Annotated in this window: 29 protein-coding genes; 3 read left to right on the top strand and 26 right to left on the bottom strand. The window is 40.4% G+C overall.

All coding sequences use genetic code 11. The features are described 5' to 3' along the window. Positions 1 to 99 precede the first annotated feature (99 nt). The 20 genes from QZ359_RS04230 to QZ359_RS04135 form a co-directional block, all read right to left on the bottom strand. The gene (locus QZ359_RS04230; protein ID WP_293962330.1) at positions 100 to 1,209 is read right to left on the bottom strand and encodes an SPFH domain-containing protein; all 1,110 of its coding nucleotides are present in this window, start codon (positions 1,207 to 1,209) and stop codon (positions 100 to 102) included. Positions 1,210 to 1,221: 12 nt separating this feature from the next. Further along, positions 1,222 to 1,779, bottom strand: coding sequence for a hypothetical protein (locus QZ359_RS04225; protein ID WP_293962328.1), 558 nt, complete (start codon positions 1,777 to 1,779; stop codon positions 1,222 to 1,224). Between the two features lie 20 nt (positions 1,780 to 1,799). Then, positions 1,800 to 2,303 (bottom strand): hypothetical protein, encoded by a 504-nt coding sequence (locus QZ359_RS04220; protein ID WP_293962326.1) that lies wholly within the window; start codon positions 2,301 to 2,303, stop codon positions 1,800 to 1,802. A 172-nt stretch (positions 2,304 to 2,475) separates the two neighbouring features. After that, on the bottom strand, positions 2,476 to 2,826 hold the full coding sequence (gene rbfA, locus QZ359_RS04215; protein WP_001273601.1) for a 30S ribosome-binding factor RbfA: 351 nt from the start codon (positions 2,824 to 2,826) through the stop codon (positions 2,476 to 2,478). Positions 2,827 to 2,992: 166 nt separating this feature from the next. After that, the gene (infB, locus tag QZ359_RS04210) at positions 2,993 to 5,794 is read right to left on the bottom strand and encodes a translation initiation factor IF-2 (protein WP_293962223.1); all 2,802 of its coding nucleotides are present in this window, start codon (positions 5,792 to 5,794) and stop codon (positions 2,993 to 2,995) included. Positions 5,795 to 5,810: 16 nt separating this feature from the next. Next, on the bottom strand, positions 5,811 to 6,110 hold the full coding sequence (locus QZ359_RS04205) for a YlxQ-related RNA-binding protein (protein ID WP_001041389.1): 300 nt from the start codon (positions 6,108 to 6,110) through the stop codon (positions 5,811 to 5,813). After that, positions 6,103 to 6,396 (bottom strand): YlxR family protein, encoded by a 294-nt coding sequence (locus QZ359_RS04200; RefSeq protein WP_000857562.1) that lies wholly within the window; start codon positions 6,394 to 6,396, stop codon positions 6,103 to 6,105. Before QZ359_RS04200 ends, QZ359_RS04205 begins: the two co-directional genes overlap by 8 nt. A 21-nt stretch (positions 6,397 to 6,417) precedes the next feature. Beyond that, positions 6,418 to 7,554, bottom strand: coding sequence for a transcription termination factor NusA (nusA, locus tag QZ359_RS04195; protein ID WP_293961329.1), 1,137 nt, complete (start codon positions 7,552 to 7,554; stop codon positions 6,418 to 6,420). A 43-nt stretch (positions 7,555 to 7,597) separates the two neighbouring features. Continuing rightward, positions 7,598 to 8,077, bottom strand: a complete 480-nt coding sequence (gene rimP, locus QZ359_RS04190) for a ribosome maturation factor RimP (protein WP_101786400.1) — start codon at positions 8,075 to 8,077, stop codon at positions 7,598 to 7,600. Between the two features lie 125 nt (positions 8,078 to 8,202). After that, positions 8,203 to 8,838: a tRNA (guanosine(46)-N7)-methyltransferase TrmB gene (gene trmB / locus QZ359_RS04185; protein WP_001266094.1), complete on the bottom strand. Its 636-nt coding sequence runs from the start codon at positions 8,836 to 8,838 to the stop codon at positions 8,203 to 8,205. Further along, positions 8,835 to 9,629 (bottom strand): cell cycle regulator CcrZ, encoded by a 795-nt coding sequence (ccrZ, locus tag QZ359_RS04180; protein ID WP_000363005.1) that lies wholly within the window; start codon positions 9,627 to 9,629, stop codon positions 8,835 to 8,837. Before ccrZ ends, trmB begins: the two co-directional genes overlap by 4 nt. A gap of 162 nt (positions 9,630 to 9,791) precedes the next feature. After that, positions 9,792 to 10,403 (bottom strand): type II CAAX endopeptidase family protein, encoded by a 612-nt coding sequence (locus tag QZ359_RS04175; protein WP_293961306.1) that lies wholly within the window; start codon positions 10,401 to 10,403, stop codon positions 9,792 to 9,794. A gap of 30 nt (positions 10,404 to 10,433) precedes the next feature. Continuing rightward, positions 10,434 to 10,682 (bottom strand): immunity protein BlpZ, encoded by a 249-nt coding sequence (blpZ, locus tag QZ359_RS04170; RefSeq protein WP_293961303.1) that lies wholly within the window; start codon positions 10,680 to 10,682, stop codon positions 10,434 to 10,436. Positions 10,683 to 10,722: 40 nt separating this feature from the next. Continuing rightward, a complete protein-coding gene (locus QZ359_RS04165) occupies positions 10,723 to 11,412 on the bottom strand; it encodes a CPBP family intramembrane glutamic endopeptidase (protein WP_265471879.1) in 690 nt (229 codons plus the stop codon). A 63-nt stretch (positions 11,413 to 11,475) separates the two neighbouring features. Next, complete coding sequence (locus QZ359_RS04160) at positions 11,476 to 11,859, bottom strand: immunity protein (protein ID WP_265471880.1); 384 nt, start codon at positions 11,857 to 11,859, stop codon at positions 11,476 to 11,478. An 82-nt stretch (positions 11,860 to 11,941) separates the two neighbouring features. Further along, complete coding sequence (locus QZ359_RS04155; protein ID WP_265471881.1) at positions 11,942 to 12,346, bottom strand: immunity protein; 405 nt, start codon at positions 12,344 to 12,346, stop codon at positions 11,942 to 11,944. Positions 12,347 to 12,799: 453 nt separating this feature from the next. After that, positions 12,800 to 12,919, bottom strand: a complete 120-nt coding sequence (locus QZ359_RS04150; protein WP_004269601.1) for a PncF family bacteriocin immunity protein — start codon at positions 12,917 to 12,919, stop codon at positions 12,800 to 12,802. Positions 12,920 to 13,208: 289 nt separating this feature from the next. Continuing rightward, positions 13,209 to 13,565, bottom strand: coding sequence for a hypothetical protein (locus QZ359_RS04145; RefSeq protein ID WP_001036312.1), 357 nt, complete (start codon positions 13,563 to 13,565; stop codon positions 13,209 to 13,211). A 68-nt stretch (positions 13,566 to 13,633) separates the two neighbouring features. Then, positions 13,634 to 14,983, bottom strand: coding sequence for a sensor histidine kinase (locus QZ359_RS04140; protein ID WP_004269600.1), 1,350 nt, complete (start codon positions 14,981 to 14,983; stop codon positions 13,634 to 13,636). A gap of 13 nt (positions 14,984 to 14,996) precedes the next feature. After that, positions 14,997 to 15,734 (bottom strand): response regulator transcription factor, encoded by a 738-nt coding sequence (locus QZ359_RS04135; RefSeq protein WP_001219150.1) that lies wholly within the window; start codon positions 15,732 to 15,734, stop codon positions 14,997 to 14,999. 295 nt (positions 15,735 to 16,029) lie between these two features. Between QZ359_RS04135 and QZ359_RS04130 the strand changes: the two genes are divergently transcribed. Then, complete coding sequence (locus QZ359_RS04130) at positions 16,030 to 16,359, top strand: helicase BlpT (protein WP_265477932.1); 330 nt, start codon at positions 16,030 to 16,032, stop codon at positions 16,357 to 16,359. A gap of 61 nt (positions 16,360 to 16,420) precedes the next feature. On the opposite strand, the gene QZ359_RS04125 is transcribed toward QZ359_RS04130, so the two are convergent. After that, positions 16,421 to 17,470 (bottom strand): ABC transporter permease, encoded by a 1,050-nt coding sequence (locus tag QZ359_RS04125; RefSeq protein ID WP_173253707.1) that lies wholly within the window; start codon positions 17,468 to 17,470, stop codon positions 16,421 to 16,423. Next, a complete protein-coding gene (locus QZ359_RS04120; RefSeq protein WP_176139353.1) occupies positions 17,467 to 18,198 on the bottom strand; it encodes an ABC transporter ATP-binding protein in 732 nt (243 codons plus the stop codon). Before QZ359_RS04120 ends, QZ359_RS04125 begins: the two co-directional genes overlap by 4 nt. A gap of 67 nt (positions 18,199 to 18,265) precedes the next feature. On the opposite strand from QZ359_RS04120, the gene QZ359_RS04115 reads away from it, so the two are divergent. Beyond that, positions 18,266 to 18,676 carry an HIT family protein gene (locus QZ359_RS04115; protein ID WP_001278317.1) on the top strand — a complete coding sequence of 137 codons (411 nt, stop codon included), beginning with the start codon at positions 18,266 to 18,268 and terminating at the stop codon, positions 18,674 to 18,676. A gap of 9 nt (positions 18,677 to 18,685) precedes the next feature. After that, the gene (locus QZ359_RS04110; RefSeq protein ID WP_261026194.1) at positions 18,686 to 18,973 is read left to right on the top strand and encodes a hypothetical protein; all 288 of its coding nucleotides are present in this window, start codon (positions 18,686 to 18,688) and stop codon (positions 18,971 to 18,973) included. A 452-nt stretch (positions 18,974 to 19,425) separates the two neighbouring features. Here QZ359_RS04110 and dnaJ read toward each other — a convergent pair whose 3' ends face one another. The 4 genes from dnaJ to dnaK all read right to left on the bottom strand — a co-directional run. Then, a complete protein-coding gene (gene dnaJ / locus QZ359_RS04105; RefSeq protein WP_293961258.1) occupies positions 19,426 to 20,562 on the bottom strand; it encodes a molecular chaperone DnaJ in 1,137 nt (378 codons plus the stop codon). A gap of 198 nt (positions 20,563 to 20,760) precedes the next feature. Beyond that, complete coding sequence (locus QZ359_RS04100) at positions 20,761 to 21,393, bottom strand: DJ-1/PfpI family protein (RefSeq protein WP_000756346.1); 633 nt, start codon at positions 21,391 to 21,393, stop codon at positions 20,761 to 20,763. A 79-nt stretch (positions 21,394 to 21,472) separates the two neighbouring features. Then, on the bottom strand, positions 21,473 to 21,874 hold the full coding sequence (locus QZ359_RS04095) for a hypothetical protein (protein ID WP_000114425.1): 402 nt from the start codon (positions 21,872 to 21,874) through the stop codon (positions 21,473 to 21,475). A gap of 1 nt (position 21,875) precedes the next feature. Further along, a partial coding sequence (gene dnaK / locus QZ359_RS04090) for a molecular chaperone DnaK (RefSeq protein WP_293961248.1) occupies positions 21,876 to 23,314 on the bottom strand: 1,439 nt, incomplete at its 5' end.

Below are 23,314 nucleotides of genomic sequence, written 5' to 3'. Positions count from 1 at the left end.
TCAGCGTCGCCTTACCGTACTCAAGTACAGCTTGCGGCTAGCTTCCTAGTTTGCTTTTTGATTTTCATTGAGTATAACTATGAACTTTCGAGTTTCATTTTATAAATCCATAATTTCTTTTTTCTTTCGATCAAATTCTTCTTGAGATAGTATCCCTGCATCTAAAAGAGATTTTAGTTTTGTAAGTGCTTCGATTTGCTCATCTAATGATAAACTTGCTTTCATGGCTTTTTCATCTAAACCTTGTGCCATATTCATACCAAAAACCATCCCTGCACCATCACCTAGACCATGTTGCTCCACTCCTGATGCAATTTTTTGTTGTGCTGCAATATTAGAAGCTTTCTGCGATACATCATCATAAGCTTTTAAATTCATCTTATTTGATGAAAATTGTTTAACCAATTCCTTAGATTCTGGTGAGAACTCAATATTAGCAATGGCAACTTTTACAATCTCAAATCCAAAACGTTCTTTCCAAGTCCCTGCATACTGTCCATCATTTGATACTTGTTCTGCAAGAACTGCAGCTTGTGAGGGTAATTGTGAAATACGATAAGTTGTGGACAAAGAATTAAGTGCAACAATAAAAGATTGAAGAAATTCTGTCACTATTTGTGATCTAGCTTGAGCGCTATCAAAGGTATAATAAGTCACATTGGCAGGAAGAAAATTTCTGATAAATTGCTTAGCATCTGTAATTTGGATAGAAAATGTTCCAAAAGCACGTACTTCTAAATCTGTCCCATAAAACAAATCATTATACATGACTGGACCACGAGTCCCAAATTTAATATCACGAATTTCTCTCAAATTAACAAAACAAATCTGTTTTTGCTGATCACTTTGGCCACCGAATCCAACACGATTAACAACATTGTCAAACAGTGACTTTTTCAATCCATCACCATTAAAAACACTGCTTTCACCATTTTGGTATTCATATCCACCTGGTTCTGTAATAATTTCCTCTATACCAGACTGACTAAAGATAAAGGCAGCAGTATTTTCTGGAATAAAAATCTTGGATCCGTTGGAAATAACACCTACAGATCCCTTCGTATTGACCCCCCTACCATTATTACTTTCTTGAACAATACCTGGACTTACAGCTGTATGTTCATCAAAAGCTTGAACTGTGATAATTTCTTTCCACTGATCTGCAAATGTCCCACCAATAGAATCTGTAATTGCTTTTATCAACCCCATTTAATTGCCCCCTTATAAACTCTGCTCCATATCACAATAGGCACATCTCACTGTTTGCTTCACTTGACCTGACAAAGGTGCTCCACAAAAGCTACACTTGGTTGAAATCTTTTCTGGCTCTGCATCCTTAATTCCAAGCCCTGCTTTAAAAGTGTCAAATGTATCCTTAAATGTTTCTGCCAAAACATCTGCTCCAAATAAGCTGCTATCTCCTAAGGTTTCAAAATGACTCGTATCACCTGAAATCAATTTAATAATGTTTCTAGCCCACTTATCAGTATCTTTAGTATTATTAAATGAAAAGATAGCTTGTCCATCATTATAATAAATTTCCAGCCGTTTCACACCATTGGTTTTGGTTACTGAAACTTGAGGTTTCCCTTCAAAAATTTTAATCTGGTTAATGGGGATAGTAACTTGGTCTTTTTTTCCTCCCCATAAACCTTTTTTGATATATATTAAGTGTAGATTCGTTAAAATTAATTCATCTGTAGACAAACCATTTTTCCCAAAACTCACATGGTCACTATTCATAACCATGTATTCATGTGGCAATAATTGATAATCCATCTTGAACCCCACTCTTCCTATTAAAGACTAGCTTTCCACTGCTCCACTTGTTCATGTAGATTATCACGATAATCTTTTAGAACCTTAATAACTTCTTCTTTCCCTTGAATCGGTGCTTTCTTGAGTGGACCATATTGTTTTTTCAAATCTTCCATCTCTTTTTTAGTGCTATCTTTTAGTTCTTGGATAGCAGCGCTATCTTCTAAAACAGTCTCTTTAAAGGCTTCGTCTGCTTCTGTATAGTAATTCTCGATTATTTTCTCATTCATAATCAAGTAATCTTCATAAGTTTTTATAGACTCAATTGTCGTATCGCTAACATCTTGTGGGTTGAAATCGCCTGAACTGAGTTTTTCTTTTGCTTTGGCAAGCAAGCCCTTCTTTTCAGAACTACTAGATGAAGCTTCTGTTTGACTCTCACTAGAAGAGCTACTTGTTTTTTCAGATAGAGAACTACAAGCAACTAGGCTAGAGACGGAAAGACATAGCAAAGCTAAACGACAAATTTTTTTTATATTATTCATTAATAGAATCTCCTTTTATTTATGAAATCATCATATCATATTTCCTAAAAAAAAAAAAAAGCATTTTCTATTTAGCTAACCTTTAAAAATACAGAATTCTAGTTAAAAGAATATTTTTCCATTTCAAATTCCACCTATTTTCCCCACCAAAAAAAAGGGTTGCCCCTCTTCTTTAGTTTTTATCCAGATTACGTAGCATTTCGTCAATCTTGTTTCCATACTCGATGGATTCGTCTTTGACGAAGGTCAAATCTGGGATTTTGTACAATTTCAAATTGCGACCAAGTTCACGTTTGATGGTACCAGTCGCTTTTTCAAGCCCGATTTGAGCTTTTTGATTATCTGAAGCAAGGTTACTCAAAATGGTGTAGTAAACCTTGGCTACAGACAAGTCACCTAGCATTTGAACATCTGTGATGGTCACGCCTTGAACACGCGGATCACGGACTTTCTTTTGCAAAATCTCATTGACTTCACGCTTGATTTCCATGCCCACACGATCCGTACGGAAATGATTTGCCATGATATTCCTTTCTCTACTTTGAACCAAAAGCTAGGCCAGCAGACCTAGCTATTTCTATTTAGATAGAGGAACTAGAGCCATTTGAATCTAGGAAACAAGCCTTAGATAGAACTGAGGTTCATCAAGGCGCTGTTGACGACGAGTCAAATGAGCTATCGTTTCTCTATTATCGTTTGATTTCTTCCATGACATACGCCTCAATGACATCATCAGTCTTGATGTCATTGTAGCCATCAATCATCAATCCACCTTCACGACCGTTTGTAACTTCTTTAACGTCGTCTTTGTAGTGTTTCAAGCTTGCGAGTTCACCATCATAGATAACGACACCATCACGGATAACACGGACTTTAGAGTCACGGGTAACCTTACCGCTAGTAACCATAAATCCACCGATAGTTCCCACTTTAGACACCTTGAAGGTTTCACGAATAACTGCTTCACCGATAACTTTTTCTTCGAATTCTGGATCAAGCATCCCTTTCATAGCTTCTTCCATCTCTTCGATAACCTTGTAGATAATGCTGTGGAGACGGATTTCCACATCGTCAGCTTCTGCTTGTTGACGAGCTTGTGGTGTAGGGCGTACGTTGAAACCAACGATAAAGGCATTTGAAGCTTCCGCAAGTGTTACGTCAGATTCGTTGATGGCACCGACTGCTGAGTGGACGATGGTAACTTTAACACCTTCCACATCGATTTTCTGAAGTGAGGCAGAAAGGGCTTCAACAGAACCTTGTACGTCGGCCTTGATGATAACGTTAACAGATTTGAGTTCACCAGCTTTAAGGGTATCAAAGAGGTTTTCAAGGCTGACACGTTGGGTAGCTTGACGTTGTTTCATAAGGGCACGTTTGGCACGTTCTTCACCAGCCGCACGCGCAGATTTTTCATCTTCGTAAACGGCAAAGTGGTCACCCGCCATCGGCGCTTCGTTCAAACCTGTGATTGACACTGGTGTTGATGGCCCTGCAACCTTAACACGACGACCAAGGTCGTTGGTCATAGCACGGACACGACCGAAGGTATTTCCGACAACGATTGGGTCTTGAACATTCAAGGTACCTTGTTGTACAAGAAGAGTTGCGACCGCACCTTTTCCTTTATCCAAGCGCGCTTCGATAACCGTACCGATCGCACGAACTGTTGGGTCTGCTTTGAGTTCTTGGATTTCAGCCACAAGAAGGACTGTTTCCAACAATTCTTCTATGTTTTGGTTGAATTTAGCTGAGATTTCAACAAATTCAGAATCTCCACCCCAAGCAGTTGACATAACACCATGCTCTGCCAATTCACCGATAACTCGTTCTGGGTTAGCACCTGGTTTATCAATCTTGTTGATGGCTACGATGATTGGAACGTTGGCCGCTTTTGAGTGGTTAATGGCTTCGATAGTCTGAGGCATAACCCCGTCATCTGCCGCTACGACCAAGATAGTAATATCGGTAACAGAAGCACCACGCGCACGCATAGATGTAAAGGCCGCGTGTCCTGGTGTATCAAGGAAGGTAATCTTCTTGCCATTTTCCACGATTTGGTAGGCACCGATATGCTGCGTGATACCACCCGCTTCACCTGTCGCAACACGAGAGTTACGAAGGGTATCTAGGAGCGTTGTTTTACCGTGGTCAACGTGTCCCATGATAGTTACAACTGGTGGACGCTCAACCAATTCATCTTCATTGAGATAACCATCTTCGACAAAGAAACGTTCGATGTCGGCATTATCCACTTCAACTTTTTGTTTGGCTTCGATACCATAATCCACCATGAGGAGTTCAATTGTTTCCCCATCCAAGGATTGGTTTTGTGTGGCCATGACACCCATCATGAAAAGTTTCTTAACGATTTCAGCTGGTTCACGTTTGATACGTTTTGCGATTTCCGCAACGGTCATACCATCTGTATATTCAAATTCTGTTGGCAATTCATGGAATTTACGCTCTGTAACAGGTTTTGGAGCCTGATTGCGGTTGTTCTTGTTATTGCCTTTTTTGTTCTTTTTGTTGTTATTCCAGTTACTATTCTTTTGATTTCTCACTTGATTTTGACTACTTCGATTCTTTTGTTGTTTTCTAGGACCATCTTCTTCGTGATCATAATCGTCACGATTTTTGTCTGGTCGAGCTTGTTTTTTACGACGTGTATCCACTGCAGGTTCTTTTTTCTCAGGGACGACTTCAACCACTGCTTGAACTTGCTGTGCTTGTTGCGCTTGTTCAGCTAACTTAGCCACTTCTTCAAAGATTTCCTCTGGCTCCTTGCGTTTGTTTGCTTGGGCCAAGGCTTCTTTGGCAGCCTGAGTCTGTTTGAAACGTTCCTCACTTGAACGTGCGTACTCTGCATTTTGTTCTGCTTTTAGGGCTGCTGCACGGGCTTTAAAGTCAATACGTGGAGCCGATTGATTTGGACGTTTGTCCTCTTGTTGACGGCGCTCATTTCCACGATTTTGCTGACCTTGCTGTTTCTTAGCTTGGTCATTAAAGCGACGATTGTCGCGGTTGCCTTGAGCTTGTTTCCCACCATTACGACCGTCGTTTTTCTGACGGTTTCCGTTTTGTTGTTGGTCACGGTTATTGCCCTTATTTTGCTTGCGTCGTTCTGCCTGCTCTTTAGCACGGGCTTCACGCTCAGCCTTGAAATTACGGCTTTGCGGTTTAGCTGCTACTTTTTCTGTTTTCGGAGCAACTGGCTCAGCCGGTTTTACCTCTTCCTTAGCTACAGCTGGTTTAGCTGGCTCAGATTTCTCGGCTTTCTTTTCTGCACTTGCTTTTTGTTCTGCAGGTTTTGCTTCTACTTTCGGAGCAGCTGCAGACTTAAAGCTGGCAGCGATTTTTGCAGCGACAGCTTCTTCCACACTTGATGAGTGGCTTTTCACATCCAAGCCCAACTCTTTTGCACGCGCTACAACTTCTTTACTTTCTTTTCCAAGTTCTTTTGCGATTTCGTACAATCTTTTCTTAGACAAATCATGTCCTCCTCTTCTATTCCATAAGAGACCTCATTTTCTTTGTAAATCCAGCATCTGTCACAGCCAAAACCTTTCTCGATTTCCCGACTGCTATGCTTAATTCCAGTGTTGAAAACACGGTTACAATTTCTACTTGATAATAATGACCTTTATCTTGAATCTTCTTGGTCAGATTGGGTCCAGCATCATGGGCTAGAAAGACCAACTTGGCCTTTCCGTCTTGAATGGCCTTGACGACCAATTCCTCACCCGATATGATCCTGCCTGCTCGCTGAGCCAGTCCCAAGAGATTGCTTATCTTTTGCTTATTCAAGTCCTAACTCTCTTCTTTTCACTTTGTGATCCACATAAGCGATCAACTCATCATAAAAGCTTTCTTCCACTTCCATGCTAAAGCTGCGGTTAAAGACCTTCTTCTTTTTCGCCTCTAGGGCTTCTGCATTGTCTAGCTTGATATAAGCGCCGCGACCATTAGCCTTGCCTGTCGGATCGATAAAGACTTGTCCTTCCTTGTTCTTGACAATGCGGAGCAAATCACGCTTATCAATCACTTCGTTAGACACAACAGACTTGCGCAAAGGGATTTTTCTCGTTTTCATCTTTCCCTCCTCTAGCAGCTTTTATTCTTCTACAGTATCGTTTTCTGCTTCCAAATCTACTGAACCAGCTTCTTCCATGGCTTCAAATTCGCTAGCAGACTTGATATCGATACGGTAACCAGTCAAGTGAGCTGCCAAGCGAACGTTTTGTCCACGACGACCAATGGCAAGAGAAAGCTTGTTATCTGGTACAACCACCAAGGCACGTTTGCTGTCGTTTTCATCAAAGATAACTTGGTCAACCTCTGCAGGAGCGATGGCATTGTAGATAAATTCAGCTGGATCTGCTACCCACTCGATAACGTCAATATTTTCTTCGATTGGCACCATACGGTCGCTCTTAGCATCATAGCGAGCTGGGTGGAATTTGCTGGTAATCTTCTTGATATTAGCACCACCACGTCCAACGATTGTACCGATAGCATCCACGTTTGGATTGTGGCTACGAACTGCAACCTTAGTACGGTCGCCAGCTTCACGAGCCACGCTCATGATTTCAACAGTTCCATCATAAACTTCTGGAATTTCTTGCTCCATCAAACGTTTGATCATCTCTGGATGGCTACGGCTGACAAAGACGTTCACACCACGAGGGTTGTCTTCAACCTTGTAAACATAGACTTCAATACGATCATGAGAAGCAAAAACTTCTCCAGGAATTTGGTCTTGTTTTGACAATTGGGCTTCAATGCTACCAAGGTTGACATAGATGAAACGGTTGTCAAAGCGTTCTACCGTACCAGACATGATTTCTTGTTCATGCTCTTTGTAAGTATTGTATGTGATGGCACGTGTTTGCTTGCGCATTTTTTCCATGATGGTTTGTTTGGCAGATTGAGCTGCCACACGACCAAACTCAGCAGGTGCTTCTTCAAACTTGATTTTGTCTCCAAGTTCATAGGCTGAATTAATGACAAGAGCATCTTTCAAGCTGATTTCCAAACGGCTATCAAATACTTCATCAACCACTTCACGGACAGTATAAACTGTAAAGTCACCTGTTTTTTCGTTGAAATCAATAGCTACACTGTCTGACTGACCATAGCGTCTGCGATAAGCGGAACGAAGCGACTCTACTACTGCGTCGATGATATCTTCTTTTTTGATTCCCTTGTCTTCTTCCAAAATGCGGAAGGCCTCTAGCATTTCTTTACTCATGTTTTCTTCACTTTTGAATCCTCAAAAGCTATCCTTTCTTTTTCTATAATTTAACTGCTAAACGTGCTTTTGATACTAAACTGTATGGAATTTGGACGGTTTTCTTACGCGTCTTGTCCATATATTCCATGGTCAACTCGTCCTCTTCGAAGGCCAACAAGGTTCCTTCAAAGACCTTTTGCTTATCGATGGCTTGGTAGAGCCCGACATGGATGTATTTCCCAACCGCTCCAGCGACGGCATCCTTGGTTTTCAAAGGACGTTCCAAGCCTGGACTAGTGATTTCTAGGAAATATTGTTCTGGGAAGGGATCTGGCTTGATGGTGTCTAGGACAGGACTGATAATTTCTGTCAAGTCCGCTGTATCGTTCAAGGTAATTCCTTCAGGTTTATCTACAAAAATACTGAGAATCATGTCACTGCCAATCTTTCCATACTCGATATCCACGAGTTCGAAAGGCGCTTGGATGACAGGTTCTACAACTTCTCTGACTAATTCTATGATTGTTGCGATTGCGTCCACCTCCTCATAAGCAAGAGGCGAAGATATTTCCCCGCCTCACTTTTCATATTCTTACTCTTAGTATAGCACGTTTGCTAACTTATGTAAAGCAAAAGCACTTATACAGCCTGATTTCAGGCTTTTTCTTAAAATTCTGCCTCAACTCGGTAGATAACTTGCCCCTTGTTGGAGAATTTTTGCTCGTATTCTGTCATGACATTGCCTTCAAAATCACTGGCATGTAAATCAAGCCAGACACCATTGAGCTTCATGCCATACTGAGAAAAGCTCACTAGGCTGTACTCAAACAAGCCACGGTTATCCGTCTTGAAATGAATTTCTCCATTTTCAGGCAAGATACGTTTGAAGGTATCCAAGAAGGTCTTGTATGTCAAACGACGCTTTTCATGGCGTTTTTTCGGCCAAGGATCTGAAAAGTTCAGATACAAGCGATCGATCTCACCGTCTTCAAAGTAGTCAGTCAAGTCAGAACCATCTACCCACAAGAGCTTGATGTTAGGCACTCCAACTTCAAGCACCTTGTCCAAAGCGTAGCTCAAAACAGACTTTTGAATATCAATCCCGATATAGTTGATGTCAGGATTTTGCTTAGCCATACCTGAAACAAAGGCACCCTTTCCACTTCCAACTTCCACATGAATGGGATTATCATTGCCAAATAAGTCCCGCCATTTCCCCTTGGCTTCCAAGGGATTGAGGACCACATACTGGGGATTTGCCTCTAGTAATTCTGTCGCCCCTTTACGATTTCTAACTCTCATCTTCTCTTTCCATACTTGTCTCGGAAGTGACGCAGGCCATGAATCTCCCGATTAACATTTTCTAAATCTTGGTTCATATAATACTTGGAAATCTGGCTCAAGTAAGACAATTGACCGTACCAATACAATTTATTTAATACCGTTTGATTGTACTTGTAACCGTAGTAGGTCAACCATTCCTTCCACTGATGTTCTGGAATATAATGGCAGAGCATGTGAGCCACGTCAAACATGCGGTCGGTCAAGCGAACCGAATCCCAATCTACCAAATAAATCAAGCCACTATCTGTCTCAATCCAATTACTATGTCGTACATCTCCATGGACAATGGTCGCATAGTCCTCTCTAAATCCTGGAATAGTCTGACGTAAATCAGCCATCACTTCACTGATAAAATGATTTTTACGCAAAGCATCTGGAGCCGTTTCTTGCCAAGACTGTAGTAAATCTACAGGTGTTTCCATGGCATATCCCAACCGACTCAACTGTGTCATCAACGGACGTGAGCGATGAAGACGGGTTAAGATATTGACGATTTGTTTACGATTCATATCATAGGGGGTCAATATCTTGCCTGTCAACCATTCTTGAGCACACATATCACGCCCATCTGCCAAACGGCGACTCCATAATAATTGTGGAGCAATTTGTTCTCTAGCTAGACCAGGTAGGATTGGAGAGGTGTTCATTTTTACAAAGATACGCTTCCCATCAGGATAGCTACCCATATAAGCCTTACCACTTTTCCCAGGTATGGGAGTCAGTGTTAGCTCATTATCACCCAAATCCATTTCTTTCCTCCGTATAAAGTTTCCTTACTATTCTACTAGTTTTTGGCCTATTCGTCAACCGCTCCACACCTGATTCTCAAAGAAAAGCCTCTGGGGTGGTTTGGGTTATAATTGATAGAAAGAAAAAGGTAAGCACCGTCTTCTGCTTACCTTTCATGATTTTTATAAATAATATAAGAGTGGCCAAGCATTGTAAAACATGTGAACTAGAGTAGAAACCCATAAGTTTTGGCTCTTTTTATATGCAAAGCCCAGTAACAAGCCCCCAAGTAGATAAAAAATAAACGAAGGGACATTAGAAGGTCCATGCATGAAAGAAAAGAGAGAGGAAGTTAGCATAAGCCCTAACCAAGAATTGTCAAAAACGGCACCTTGAAGAAGTCCTCTGAAAATGAGTTCCTCCTGGATGGGGCCAAAAACTGAGGAAGTCAAAATCAAAGACAGAGAAATTCCTCTGCTGACTTCCGCCAAATGTTGAACTCCTGCGCCAGAAGAAACAGCAAAGAAATGAATATAAACTAGCGTCTCAAGTACACTTAGAAGAAAGATTGTAATGAAAAGCAAGAATTCTTTCTTGCTTAACATCCCAAAAGAAATCATTTCAAACTTTCTAGCATAAACAACACTCAGCGAGGTTACTAGAAAACTTACAATAATCAATGCAGGCTCATTTTGAAAAAAATCCCCGTGGTTAATCGTATAAGGAACTGTAATGACGATTAGTAATACTAAAAATCCAAAACAAAAGGCATGAAATTTATCAAAGAACTCCATAAAATTATCCTCCTCAAGAAACAAACTCCCCTACACGTCATCCTTTAATGCTAGTCTTTCCAAAACAAACCATTTGAGTAACCAAAATCCGACCACATAGCCAGCCCCTAAGAAGATAGCTGTTAAAGATAGCACGGGATTTAGGAAATAAAAGACTACAACAGATACAAAGGTTAGCACAAAAACATTAAAGGCAATGGTGTCAGAAGCCAAGACTAGAATATAGGGCGTCAACCAGTCTAAGGTTTTTGAATCTAGGAAAAATAAGTGTTTATACATGATGACCTCCTCTATGGCTGAAAAGCAAGCCTTGGTTTTTTTACCCCAAGACTCTGTGTAAAAAAGTCAGCAAAAATGGTAAGTTTGCAATGATATTATTAACAATATGAATCGAATAAGAAGGATAGATACTCTTCGTATAACGTGTTAGACAGGCAAATAGACAGCCCACTGCCGTATAGACAAAAATATCTGCGAGACTTGGCAAGCTAGAAAAGTGGGGCAAGGCAAATAAGAATGACGGAAAGAGAAGATCCAGCCCCCACCTCGAATTCTTAAAGAAGGCATGTTGAAGCAATCCCCTACATACCAATTCTTCCATCAGAGGTCCTAGTACGATTAAGGTTAGGTAAACACCAAACTCCGCAAAATTTGTCTCACTATAGGCAATAAACAAATTCCAACCTTCGTTCGTCCCCTGAACGTGTTTAGCTGTCAGATAGTTAAAACAGATAAGCACAACAGCTGCTAACACCGTCAGGACGGAATAGCTCAACCACTTTTTTCTAGGGATACGAAAGAGATAAGCATGGCCCGACCTAACCAAAATCCAAATCATCAAGCAGATAAAGAGAAGGCTGATGATGTTTCGAATCCAGATAATATTTCCTACCCAAGACGAGAACTCCCAATAATTGCTCCAAAATTGGGTCGTCCAAGACAGTCCGAAAAACAGAAACAAATAAGAAAGAATTGCACTCGTTTTGAAAAGAATAGGGTGTTTTTTCATAGAATTCCTCCTACTATCTACAAGACAGGATGGCTCGCCTTGTCAGGCTCTATTACTGCAAGATTAAGAAGACAGCTTGTTCTTTTTAAGGCTAACCTGACTACTAGATAATAGATAAATTAAGGCATTAAAGACAATGAAAATATGTCCATAGAATAAAATCAACCTCTCATCCAAACCAAGATAAAGTTTGATTATCAAAAAGATGAGCAAAAGAATTTGAAACCATAAGGTTTTTCCAAAAATAAATTTAAAGCGGTTTCGAATGTCTACTTCCTTGATTTTTACCGCCACCCCTTTATTAGCAATAAGGAAAACGCCTGCTTCAAATAATCCACTGTAGAGAACAAGCCACCCAATCGATACATTAGAGATTTGTAAAAATGTCCCTAAAAGAATATTCAAAATACTACTCAAGAAAATAACAAGAAATAATCTGTATTTCATATTAAATACCTCCATTCACTTATTTCACGAACTTTTTAATAAAGCCTTCTACTCAAATATCCTGATAAAAGAGGAAAGAAAGCTACTTTTTATAATATTTCAAACCCCAAATGAGTAGAAGCATGATGATCAAGCAGAGAATAGCACCAATATAGGCAATTAATTGTTGGTAGGATTCTCCTGCTGTGATACCCCTATACAAACAAATAATAGACATAAAGCCTGTCAAACCGATATACATGAGTTGATTGGTTTTAGGACTAACCAAATCATCATCTTCAAACTCTCTTATCCTCATCTCCCTAGTGAGGTAAACAGTAACCAAAATAGAGGCCAAGTTAATCACCACTAAAAGAAATTGGAAAACCAAGGAAAAATTTAAAAACTGACGAGATAGAAATAGATAAGTAGAGACAAGTAAGGGCAACTGCCCTAGGAACAATCTCGTAAGAAAGATGTTCCGTTTTTTAGCAAGAAAAGCTTTCATTTCTTTGCTCCTTTCTTTTTAGTTAAAGCAAGATAGATTATAACCGCAATCATATAGGCTATGGTATAAAATAGATGATACCAAATACTCTCCCTAAGCGGATAAAGAAGGATAGACATAATCAGATACAGAACGAAAATGATCAGTATTTTTTTCTTCATAAGATTTTCTCCTAAATGTATGCTTTATCTTAGTTGAGCTACAACCTTTACACTGCTAGTATAGCACTCATTTTGACCTTGGATCACTCAAATCACAAATGGTCATCAAAACATCTTGAATTGTAAAAAATTTAAAAAAGCAAGCATGAAAAACATACTTGCCATTTACACCATATTGATACCAACTTAATTTGTAGATTTTTTATCCTGCTATCACATATCATTTTAACAGGCGAAACAATATTAAAGAAACTCCCCTGTAGATTAAACTAGCGATAAAAAATCTCTTTATCTAATTAGATCTATCTTTATTCTTCTTTGGAGATTTTAAAAATTTTTCCCTAATTAAAGAAGTAATAAAAGAAACAAACATACCAACAACAAAAACAATAAGAAAACTTTTGAAATCCATAATTACCTCCAAGTACAGCTCCTCTACATACAAGCTCAAGCCTTTAAGCAACCATAATAGCCAATTGTAACGTTGTTTTTGCATTCACGAGGAATACCTCTTTTTACTTTCGTCCTATTACAACCTTAATAAGGCTAGTATACTACTATTTTTTAAAATTTTCCATCCAAATCACAAACGGTCATCAAAACATCTTGAATTGTTAAAAATAAAAAAAGCAAGCATGAAAAACATACTTGCCCTGGGGAACTTGACAATGTGAAAATACAAAATAGAAAACTACTCACCCTCACTTCCGTATGTTCTCATATATTCTCATGATCGCAACAAGGATAGCAGCTGTTCCACTTGCCAAAGCGATAAGGGTAATGATAATGTTGAGAATTTCAGGCGTACTCCCTATTCTGTTGACAAGACGGAGTAGAGATATAACTGCCAACTGAATCAGGAGTATTGATTCTACTCTTATCAATGAAGTCAGTTGGTTTTCAACTGCATATAAAAAGACTGGTAACATAACACAGGCTATAGCAATCACAAACAGGTTGCTCCCTGTTCCTTCTCCCTTATTCACCACGGAAATCATGAGAAGATTCGATGCTATAATCAACGTAGAACAGATGATAAAAAAGGATTTCTTATTCATATAGGGTACCTCATATACTATGGCATTTTAATTGATGACTACAGGCGGTACTTCTTTCCACAGATCTTCTAATCATCAACTGACATCGAGTGAACTGTTAAAACCTGACGAAAGACTTGATTTTGACAGGTGGTATTTAGACTGGTATTAGGATGGCTTTCCACAATTTTCATAACAGTATAGAGACCAACTCCTCTCTCTTCCCCTTTAGAACTGGCTCCAAAGGAGAAAATCTCAGAAATATCTATGCCCTCTTCTTTGATGGAATTTTCAATGATAAAGGTCTCCTGTGCTCCATTTTTTAAAAAGGCGATTGAAACATGAGGTTGACTGGCCTCTGCACTGGCTTCAATAGCATTGTCACAAAGGATGGACACAATGGTTAGAAAATCAAGTAGACTCATCCCCTCGACCTGAATCTCCTCAGGAACTTCGACATTAAAGACAATCTTCTTATCTCTAGCTTTTAGAAATTTCCCTGCTAGAAGACTTTTGAGGGCACGGTCCCGAATATTTACCAATCTGCCAAGGTCATATTTGTTGTCCTGCAATTTCTGACTAGAATCCTTTAAGACCGAGTCGTAGACCTCTTTTATCTGCTCCATATCCTCCTCTTCAATGCCCAGACGTAAGCTGGTTAAGAGGTTAGTGTAGTCATGGCGAAAACTCCGGACTTCCTTGTAAAGTTCCTCTATATGCCGACTATAGCGTTCCATATCTCTGTAGCGCAAGGCCTGTTCTTGGTCCAATCTCTCATGGAGTTTGTCCTTCAAATAGGTATCTAGCTTCTTGATAATACCCATAAAAAAGAGTAGGTAAAAGACTAGGATGAGATGGCGAACAGTCGTTGATTGAATACCTTGTTCATATTCAAAGAAAGACAGACTTTGCATCACTAGATAGTAAGCCCCCATTATCCAGTTAATCGTAGTCAGGGACTTTTGAAAACCTTTATCGAGAGTCTCCCTTCTCAAACTAGTAAAATCATAGTCTAACCATTTCAAAAAGGCTAGAGAAATAAAGCAAATGAAAATTTTTATACATAACCAAATAAAAGAGCGGTCATCATACACATGCCCTTGCCCCAAAAATGGAATCACAAAATAGGAGACTACCCTGAAAAAAAGATTCACCAACATCATTGGGAAGAGACCATAAAAGAAGAGTAGTTTTTTAGGAAGCCCTCTTAACAATAAGAAAGATAAACCAATGCCGTACAAGGGTTCCATAAAATAAGTTAGGTAAGTATTTCCTACTATATAGCTAATCGTTACAAAAACAACTGCTAAAAGTAGCTTAAAAAGAAAGGACTTAAAAACTCTCTCCAGAGTTAGAACAATTCCATCCACCTTAAAAAATATAAACAATTCCAATCCAGATATCAAAAACACATATACTATCTTCCAAACTAATTCCATTCCAGCACCTCACTCAATGTAAGTTATTGATGGCCTCAGACACTTCTCTGACCTTATAACGCGCAATCATACAGCTTCCTCCATTGGGAAAGAAAAGGAGTTTCTCTTTCTTATCCAAACGAACTACATTGGCAGGATTAATGAGAAAAGAGCGATGGCACTGCAAGAGACGGGGCTCCTGCTTGAAAACCTCCTCTAAACTCGCTGTAAATTCCAACCTGTCTGTCTTGGTATAGAGAATAACACGATGGGCTCTGGGCGACGTTTCGAGATAGTAGACCTCTTTAAAAGGATACTGGAATTGAGCAAATTTTGATTTAAAGTAAAAGCAATCTTCCGCCAGACTTTTACTATCCTGACTATTGGCATAGAGGAGGGCTGTCTCGATCCGAGATTCAAACTCCTCTGCCGAAAGGGCCTTATCAATGTAGTCCAAAGCTGACACCTGGTAGCGAAAGGACAGGGGCATAAACTCCGAGTGAGTCGTCACAAAGACGATGAGAGCATAAGGATCCCTATCCCGAATCTTTCTAGCCACTTCCAGACCCTTCATCTCCTCATTTCGAATCTCAATATCCAAAAAGAATAGATGATGGGCCCCCTTCTCATGCACTTCAGCCAGCAGTTGCTCTGGTTTGCCAAAAACTTCAAAAGAGCTGGGAGTGATGTGATGTTCTTTCAAGAGTTTCTCAATGGTCGTTTCAATCCTAGTCTGTTGGGAAAAATCATCTTCTAAAACAAATATTCTCATCTTCTTACTCTCCTTGTTTCGATTTCTTCCTAAAAAGAGAATAGCAAAAATACTATGATACAAGCCAACCAAATCCTAAACAGGCCTTTAATGCTCCTGAAGGGTAGCTTGTTCCTCAAATAAGCATGATAATCTTACCACTATTTTATCATAAAATCTTAACAGTACCATTCAGGAAATTTCAAGGACAATTAAAGATTTTATGGTTGAAAAGGAGATAAAAGTGATAGACTGACAGTATCAAAACACAGTTGCTAGAAACAAGACTAGCACCCAGATTAGAGGAGGAATTCTCATGACAGATACAGACCCTATCAAAAGAGCTCAAACCTTGATTACTGACTTAAACAAAACCTACCAAGCATGCAAACAGGCAAGCGCTGACGACGTCCGCTTTCAGGAGCAATTAGACTCTATTCTTTGTTTTCTAGCCAAGGCTGAGACAGTGGATAATCGAGTCTTGATTGAACTGGAAAAATTCTACCAGACTTCCAGTCTTCTCATGGGACTCAGCGCCCTCAATCCAGATGCTCCAACTCGCGCCGCTTGGCGGGCCTATGACCGCTTCCACTTTGACCAAGTCAAGACCAAGTTGAGTCTCTACGGACCAACCATTATCCTGTAGAAAATAAAAGAAGCTGAGACAAACTGAACTCAACTTCTTTTTTAGTGTCATATAGGCAAGATTAATCCAGCATCTGACGTTTTACTTGATAAGGTAAGTACAAGACTAGTAAAACCAAACCTGCACCCAGCAAGGCTAGAAGGGCTAGTTTTTCTTGGAAGGTAATCAACCCAACAACTAATTCCACAAGTAAAACAAAACTGGTCAATCCTCGGACTACAGCCTGCAAGCCTTTTTCCTTTTGCCCCTTGTCTAGTGGAAAGAGTTGGGTCAAATACTGGTAGTCAAAGGCATGATAGAGGGCCAGCAACTGGAAGAGCAAGAGGTAGTTAAAGAGAACTACCACTGCTGTCGCAATCCAAGCTTGCTCGATAAAGACCTGCGCCAGTATGGAAAGCAAGAGCAGACGGAGACTGAGGGCAAAGAGGTCTCCATTTCGCAGATAAGAACGCAGATAGAGATTTTGCCAAATCTTCCCAGGCACCTTCTGAACAGCCTTTAGGATAAAGTCCAGATAAGCACGACGCTTGACGCTGTTTGAAAGCCCCTTGACCTGCGTAAAGAGGGCAAAGAAACGAAGCAAGACTTGCTTACGCTTGCTTTCTTGGGAAATGACATAGTCCCAGTCCAGTCCAGTTTCCGTGAAAAATTTGCTGGCCTTTTGACGAAAGAGGAAATATTTACCTACTCCCAATAAAAGCACATAGACCAGAAAAACAGGCAAGCCATAGCCCATTGCTAAAAATAAAGGCGCAAATAACAGCAAGAAAAGGGTCTGGACAAAGAGCCAAAAGACTAGGGAAATGCCAGTTTGACGCTTGAGATGGAGCTTGATTTCCTCTTCTCCAACCAAGAGAAAGAGCTTGTCTGGAGCCTCCATATAGGTGGCAATTCCTCCCCAAAGCAACAGTAAAACAGAGGTAATTCCTACAAACAAAAGGATAGGCCAATGATTTTCAGGAAAATCTTGCAAGAGTTGACTGTACTGGTAGGCTAGAAATCCCAGCAGAACAAGCAGGAACAAGACAAAGTGGTCATTGAGAACATAGCGCAGATAACCAAGACACTCCTTACGAAAAGCCTGCTTTCTCTTTAAAAACAAGTCTCTCATAGCTCCTCCTCTTTGGTCAGAGCCAAGTAAATATCATTCAAACTAGCCTCAGGCATATCAAAGGCTTCGCGTAGTTGCAGGAGATTGCCTTTGGCACGCACCTCTCCCTTGTGAAGAATGACAAAGGCATCACACATCTTTTCCGCTGAATCCAGCACGTGGGTACTCATGAGAATGGACTTGCCCTTTTGCTTTTCCACTTCCAAAAGCTGAATCAAGTCCGCAATAGCCAACGGATCAAGACCAAGGAAAGGCTCATCCACGATGAAAAGACTCGGATCCACCACAAAAGCACAGATAATCATGACCTTCTGCTTCATCCCTTTTGAAAAATGAACAGGGAACCAGTCTAATTTCTGGTCTAGACGGAACATTTTTAACAAAGGTTCTACTCGCTCAAAAGCTACCTTTTGCTCAATACTATAAGCCATAGCAACCGTTTCGATATGCTCTCTGAGGGTCAATTCCTCATACAAGCTAGGTGTCTCAGGAATGTAGCCAATTTGCTTGCGGTAGCTAGTCGCATCTTCTTGCAGGGTCAGGCCATTGATATTGATGGAACCACTATAAGGTGTCAACAGACCGATAATCTCATTGATCGTCGTTGATTTCCCAGCACCATTGAGACCAATCAGACCGACCAGCTGCCCACTTTCAACAGTAAAGGACACATCTTTCAAGACAGGGACATGAACATAGCCACCTGTCAGGTTTTTAATTTCTAACATATTTTCTCCAAATCTGGTATAATGTAGCTATATTATATCAAAATTCAATACAGTAGAGGTAGATTTTATGTCAGATTGCATTTTTTGTAAAATCATCGCAGGGGAAATTCCTGCTTCAAAAGTATATGAAGATGAGCAGGTTCTTGCCTTTCTTGATATCTCTCAAGTGACACCAGGACACACCTTGGTCGTTCCAAAAGAACACTATCGTAATCTTTTGGAAATGGACGCTACTAGCGCCAGCCAACTCTTTGCCCAAGTACCAAAAGTAGCTCAAAAAGTCATGAAAGCTACCAAGGCTGCTGGTATGAATATCATTGCCAACTGTGAAGAAATCGCTGGTCAAACAGTCTTTCATACTCACGTTCACCTCGTGCCTCGCTACAGTGCGGACGATGACCTCAAGATTGATTTTATCGCCCACGAACCAGACTTTGACAAACTCGCTCAAGTCGCTGAAACCATCAAAAACGCCTAAGGAGTTGCCATGAAATTATCCAACCTACTGCTATTTGCAGGAGCTGCAGCCGGAAGTTATCTGGTCACAAAAAATCGCCAAACCATCACAGATGAAGTCTTGAATACCACTGACCGCGTTCAAGCTATCAAGGACGATGTGGATATTATCCAAAATAGCCTGCAAATCATCGACCAGCAAAAAGAACTCATCAAGGAATATCAAGACGACCTCACTTACAAGTTTAAGGTCTTGGAAAAGGATATCCAGACTAGACTAGCTGTGATTAAAGAAACACAGGAAACTGAAGATAAGTAAAAAGAGCTACTCGGCTCTTTTTAAAAGGTAAACAAGTTATATCCCATCAACTATACATCATAATTTAGGCAACTCATACTCAATAAAAATCAAAGAGCAAACTAGAAAGCTAGGCACAGGCTGCTCACAACACCGTTTTGAGGTTGTGGATAGAACTGACGAAGTCAGCTCAAAACACTGTTTTGAGGTTGTAGATAAGCCGACGCTGACGTGGTTTGAAGAGATTTTTGAAGAGTATTATTCACCGTTTCATAACTAAATCAAAGACTTTCCCAGGCTTTCCGCCGTAATGAAAACACCTGAAACAGCTTGGTTTCAGGTGTCCGGAAACTTTGAGACCTGGGCTCAAAGTTTAAGTATGTAACTTCGAAGAAGGTCGCTACCGTCCGTCATTACTTAAGGAAAGTCTTAAAAAATCTATAAGTAAAAAGAGCTCGACAGCTCTTTTTGCTTTATTCTCCTTCAAAGGCATCTTTAATATGATCAAAGAAGCCCTTTTTCTTTGGATTGACTTTTAAATCACCCGCAGCTGCGAATTCTTTCAAGGCTGCTTTTTGGCGTTCGTTCAAGTCTGTCGGTGTTACGACATTAACGGTAACGTATTGGTCACCAACTGCACCACCACGAAGGCTCGGAGCTCCTTTGCCACGTAGGCGGAATTTCTTACCAGTCTGAGTTCCCTCTGGAATAACCAATTCAACATCACCATGAACAGTTGGGATATCAACTGTGTCACCAAGAGCTGCTTGGACAAAGTTGAGGTTGAGATTGTAGAAGATAGTCGTTCCTTCACGTTCAAACTTGTCGCTGGCTTCCACAGAAACCACTACATACAAGTCACCGTAAGGTCCACCGTTAAATCCAGCTTCACCTTGACCAGCTAGGCGAATTTGTTGACCTGTTTCCACACCAGCAGGGATTTTTACATGTACACTATGAGCTTGTTTTTCATGACCTGTTCCGTGACATGTTGTACATGGATCTTTGATTTCTTTTCCGCGACCGTGACAGACATCACAGGTTACTTGGCGACGCATCATACCAAGTGGAGTCTGTGTATCGACGTTAATGACACCAGCGCCATGACAGCGTCCACAAGTGACTGGACTTGTTCCTGGCTTAGCACCTGAGCCATTACATGTACTACAGCTTGCTTCACGATTGTATTTAACCTCTTTTTCAGCTCCAAAAATAGCTTCTTCAAAGGTCAAGTTCACACGATACTGGAGGTCATCCCCCTGACGAGGAGCATTTGGATTGCGCGAAGCACCGCCTCCGCCGAAGAAACTTGAGAAGATATCTTCAAAACCACCGAAGCCTCCTGCCCCGTCAAAGCCGCCGAAACCACCTGCACCACCAAAGCCACCATTGGCACCAGCCGCACCATATTGGTCATAGGCCGCCCGTTTTTGGTCGTCACTCAATGTCTCATAGGCTTCCTGGACTTCCTTGTACTTTTCCTCAGCACCAGGCTCCTTATTGATATCTGGGTGATATTTTTTCGAAAGCTTACGATAAGCCTTTTTGATCTCGTCTGCCGAAGCGTTTTTTGACACCCCCAGACGATCATAAAATTCAGTATTGTTCATACAAGATACCAAGACCGTAAAATTCGACTGAAAAATAGGAAATCTGACGCTGGAGCGATGCTCCTAGGCAGATTTATCTTTTTTCCGAGAATTTAGGTCGGGTTCAATTCCTTTCTTTTATATTGAGTAATAAATTTGGGAACCCGTGTTCAATTCCCTGAACACCTTTGTTCCTTTCTATAATTTTCATGTAAATCTTTAGAGGCTGTTTTCTATACTCTGCTTCACTTGATTAAACTCTTCATCTGATAGAGTAAATATCAAATCCTCTTCAGCATACTCGTTCTGTTCTTTAAAATAGTTGTCCGTATTCTCTGCCAACCCTAAACCGAAAATCACTTTTCTTGCAAACTCTTGATGTGCAAAACCGATAGCCGTAATGATTTGTTTATCTTGGACAAGGACTTTCGGTTGAAAATTCTTACGTGGAAGAAATTCAAAATAATCAAAGAAGTTTTGCCAAATTCCACCTGTAAATTTCGTGTCGTTCAACAAGCCAGCTTTCGCTAGTAAAATGGGCGCTGAAGAAATGGCTGCAATTAGGATATCTTGCTCATTAAGACTTCTCAAAAACGAAATCAATTTCTCATCTTGTAGAGCAGGACCTATATTGACCATTCCTGGCAAAATTACACAAGAATAATCTTCTATACAGAGCTGATCCAATGTTTTCGTCGGTTGACAGGGCAAACCATCCTCAGAGACTACCATCGAATTCTCAGAAGCGACATAATCAATCGTGATATCAAAAGACAGAGCTAAAGTACTCGTTAAAGTGGTTATCTCATAAAGAGAAAAATTAGGATAAATGATACAAAGTACTTTTTTCATACGCAACATCCTCTATTTTATCGAAAAACAGAGGCTGGATTGCAACCTCTGTGGATGAGTGAAGTAACTTAAATCAAATTTATTTTGATTTTAAATATCCAATAAGCACACAAACATTTATATATTTTTGTCTCTTCTTAGTATTGGCTATAAAATTCCAATAGATTAGAAGGAAAACACAGACAACCCAAACCATGCCAATTATAAACGATATTATAAATTCTGGTTTTTGTATGGTTGCTGATACTAGTGCTGATACTAGCGCTGACAACAATACTGAAGTAACAAAATTCCTTACCGCCTCATCATTTTTAACACAACTTTCATGCTCAGCTAAAATAATTGCTTTATACCTAGCCAAATACACTACTGGAATATTATCTATAAAATCTTTTGCAGATTCATAACTATCAGCTTTATTACAAAAATCATTATAAACTTTTCGTGTATTTTTTAGATACTCTTCATCCAATACACTCATCTTACTTCTCCGTAAACTCTCCGTCTACGACGTCATCGCCTGCGTTTCCTGTTGCTTGCGCCCCTTCTGCTCCTGCTTGAGCTTGTTGCGCTGCTGCAGCTTGTTCGTAGAGTTTAACAGCAAGGCCTTGAGCTTTTTCGTTCAATGCTTCAAGTTTTGCTTTCATGTCGTCCAAGTTATTGTCTTCTTGCGCTTTCTTAAGGTCATCAAGGGCAGCTTGGGCAGCGTCACGTTCTGCGTCGAAGCCTTTGCCTTCAGTTTCCTTGATTGTCTTTTCAGTCGCAAAGATTGCTTGGTCTACTTCGTTACGAAGGTCAACTTCTTCCTTACGTTTCTTATCTGCTTCAGCGTTAGCTTCTGCATCTTTCATCATGCGGTCGATTTCTTCGTCAGTCAAACCTGAGTTTGATTGGATCACAATAGTTTGTTCTTTTTGAGTTCCAAGATCTTTGGCCTTAACAGACACGATACCATTCTTGTCGATGTCGAAAGTTACTTCGATTTGAGGAATTCCACGAGGTGCAGCTGGAATATCTGTCAATTGGAAGCGTCCAAGAGTCTTGTTATCTGCTGCCATTGGGCGTTCACCTTGAAGAACGTGGATATCAACGGCTGGTTGGTTGTCTGCTGCAGTTGAGAAGACTTGTGATTTAGATGTTGGAATAGTAGTGTTGCGATCGATAAGTTTTGTAAATACTCCACCCATTGTTTCGATACCAAGTGACAATGGTGTTACGTCAAGAAGGACAACGTCTTTAACATCACCAGTAATCACACCACCTTGGATGGCAGCACCCATAGCAACTACTTCATCAGGGTTTACTGATTTGTTTGGTTCTTTACCAGTTTCAGCCTTAACAGCTTCAACAACGGCAGGGATACGAGTTGAACCACCAACAAGGATAACTTCGTCGATTTCTGACAAGCTCAAACCTGCATCTGAAAGGGCTTGACGAACTGGAACTTTTGTACGTTCTACAAGGTCACGAGTCAAATCGTCAAATTTTGCACGAGTCAAAGTCATTTCCAAGTGAAGAGGTCCAGCTTCACCAGCAGTGATAAATGGCAAGCTGATTTGAGTTGAAGTTACACCAGAAAGGTCTTTCTTAGCTTTTTCAGCTGCATCTTTCAAACGTTGCATTGCCATCTTGTCAGTAGACAAGTCAATACCGTTTTCTTTCTTGAATTCTGCTACCAAGTGGTCGATAATTTTTTGGTCAAAGTCATCACCACCGAGTTTGTTGTCCCCTGCAGTTGACAATACGTCGAAGACACCGTCACCCAATTCAAGGATAGAAACGTCGAATGTACCACCACCAAGGTCAAATACCAAGATTTTTTCTTCTTTATCAGTCTTGTCCAAACCGTAAGCAAGGGCTGCTGCTGTTGGTTCGTTGACGATACGTTCTACTTCAAGACCAGCGATTTTACCAGCGTCTT

It is taken from the genome of Streptococcus sp., assembly GCF_019414905.1.
Lineage (GTDB): Bacteria > Bacillota > Bacilli > Lactobacillales > Streptococcaceae > Streptococcus.
The sequence above is the reverse complement of the archived record's forward strand: the minus strand, read 5'-3'. Positions and strand labels throughout refer to the sequence as shown.

Bases quoted from the DNA above. Each gene is read 5' to 3' on its own strand.
- QZ359_RS04110 (WP_261026194.1), top strand. From the start codon at position 18,686: ATGAAATTATCCAACCTACTGCTATTTGCAGGAGCTGCAGCCGGAAGT.
- QZ359_RS04225 (WP_293962328.1), bottom strand. From the start codon at position 1,779: ATGGATTATCAATTATTGCCACATGAATACATGGTTATGAATAGTGAC.
- QZ359_RS04140 (WP_004269600.1), bottom strand. From the start codon at position 14,983: ATGGAATTAGTTTGGAAGATAGTATATGTGTTTTTGATATCTGGATTG.
- QZ359_RS04145 (WP_001036312.1), bottom strand. From the start codon at position 13,565: ATGAATAAGAAATCCTTTTTTATCATCTGTTCTACGTTGATTATAGCA.
- blpZ (WP_293961303.1), bottom strand. From the start codon at position 10,682: ATGTATAAACACTTATTTTTCCTAGATTCAAAAACCTTAGACTGGTTG.
- QZ359_RS04115 (WP_001278317.1), top strand. From the start codon at position 18,266: ATGTCAGATTGCATTTTTTGTAAAATCATCGCAGGGGAAATTCCTGCT.
- rbfA (WP_001273601.1), bottom strand. From the start codon at position 2,826: ATGGCAAATCATTTCCGTACGGATCGTGTGGGCATGGAAATCAAGCGT.
- trmB (WP_001266094.1), bottom strand. From the start codon at position 8,838: ATGAGAGTTAGAAATCGTAAAGGGGCGACAGAATTACTAGAGGCAAAT.
- QZ359_RS04130 (WP_265477932.1), top strand. From the start codon at position 16,030: ATGACAGATACAGACCCTATCAAAAGAGCTCAAACCTTGATTACTGAC.
- QZ359_RS04155 (WP_265471881.1), bottom strand. From the start codon at position 12,346: ATGAAAGCTTTTCTTGCTAAAAAACGGAACATCTTTCTTACGAGATTG.
- QZ359_RS04160 (WP_265471880.1), bottom strand. From the start codon at position 11,859: ATGAAATACAGATTATTTCTTGTTATTTTCTTGAGTAGTATTTTGAAT.
- QZ359_RS04125 (WP_173253707.1), bottom strand. From the start codon at position 17,470: ATGAGAGACTTGTTTTTAAAGAGAAAGCAGGCTTTTCGTAAGGAGTGT.
- ccrZ (WP_000363005.1), bottom strand. From the start codon at position 9,629: ATGGATTTGGGTGATAATGAGCTAACACTGACTCCCATACCTGGGAAA.
- QZ359_RS04150 (WP_004269601.1), bottom strand. From the start codon at position 12,919: ATGGATTTCAAAAGTTTTCTTATTGTTTTTGTTGTTGGTATGTTTGTT.
- dnaJ (WP_293961258.1), bottom strand. From the start codon at position 20,562: ATGAACAATACTGAATTTTATGATCGTCTGGGGGTGTCAAAAAACGCT.
- QZ359_RS04135 (WP_001219150.1), bottom strand. From the start codon at position 15,734: ATGAGAATATTTGTTTTAGAAGATGATTTTTCCCAACAGACTAGGATT.
- QZ359_RS04165 (WP_265471879.1), bottom strand. From the start codon at position 11,412: ATGAAAAAACACCCTATTCTTTTCAAAACGAGTGCAATTCTTTCTTAT.
- QZ359_RS04220 (WP_293962326.1), bottom strand. From the start codon at position 2,303: ATGAATAATATAAAAAAAATTTGTCGTTTAGCTTTGCTATGTCTTTCC.
- QZ359_RS04200 (WP_000857562.1), bottom strand. From the start codon at position 6,396: ATGAAAACGAGAAAAATCCCTTTGCGCAAGTCTGTTGTGTCTAACGAA.
- QZ359_RS04120 (WP_176139353.1), bottom strand. From the start codon at position 18,198: ATGTTAGAAATTAAAAACCTGACAGGTGGCTATGTTCATGTCCCTGTC.
- QZ359_RS04230 (WP_293962330.1), bottom strand. From the start codon at position 1,209: ATGGGGTTGATAAAAGCAATTACAGATTCTATTGGTGGGACATTTGCA.
- QZ359_RS04175 (WP_293961306.1), bottom strand. From the start codon at position 10,403: ATGGAGTTCTTTGATAAATTTCATGCCTTTTGTTTTGGATTTTTAGTA.
- nusA (WP_293961329.1), bottom strand. From the start codon at position 7,554: ATGAGTAAAGAAATGCTAGAGGCCTTCCGCATTTTGGAAGAAGACAAG.
- QZ359_RS04095 (WP_000114425.1), bottom strand. From the start codon at position 21,874: ATGAGTGTATTGGATGAAGAGTATCTAAAAAATACACGAAAAGTTTAT.
- QZ359_RS04100 (WP_000756346.1), bottom strand. From the start codon at position 21,393: ATGAAAAAAGTACTTTGTATCATTTATCCTAATTTTTCTCTTTATGAG.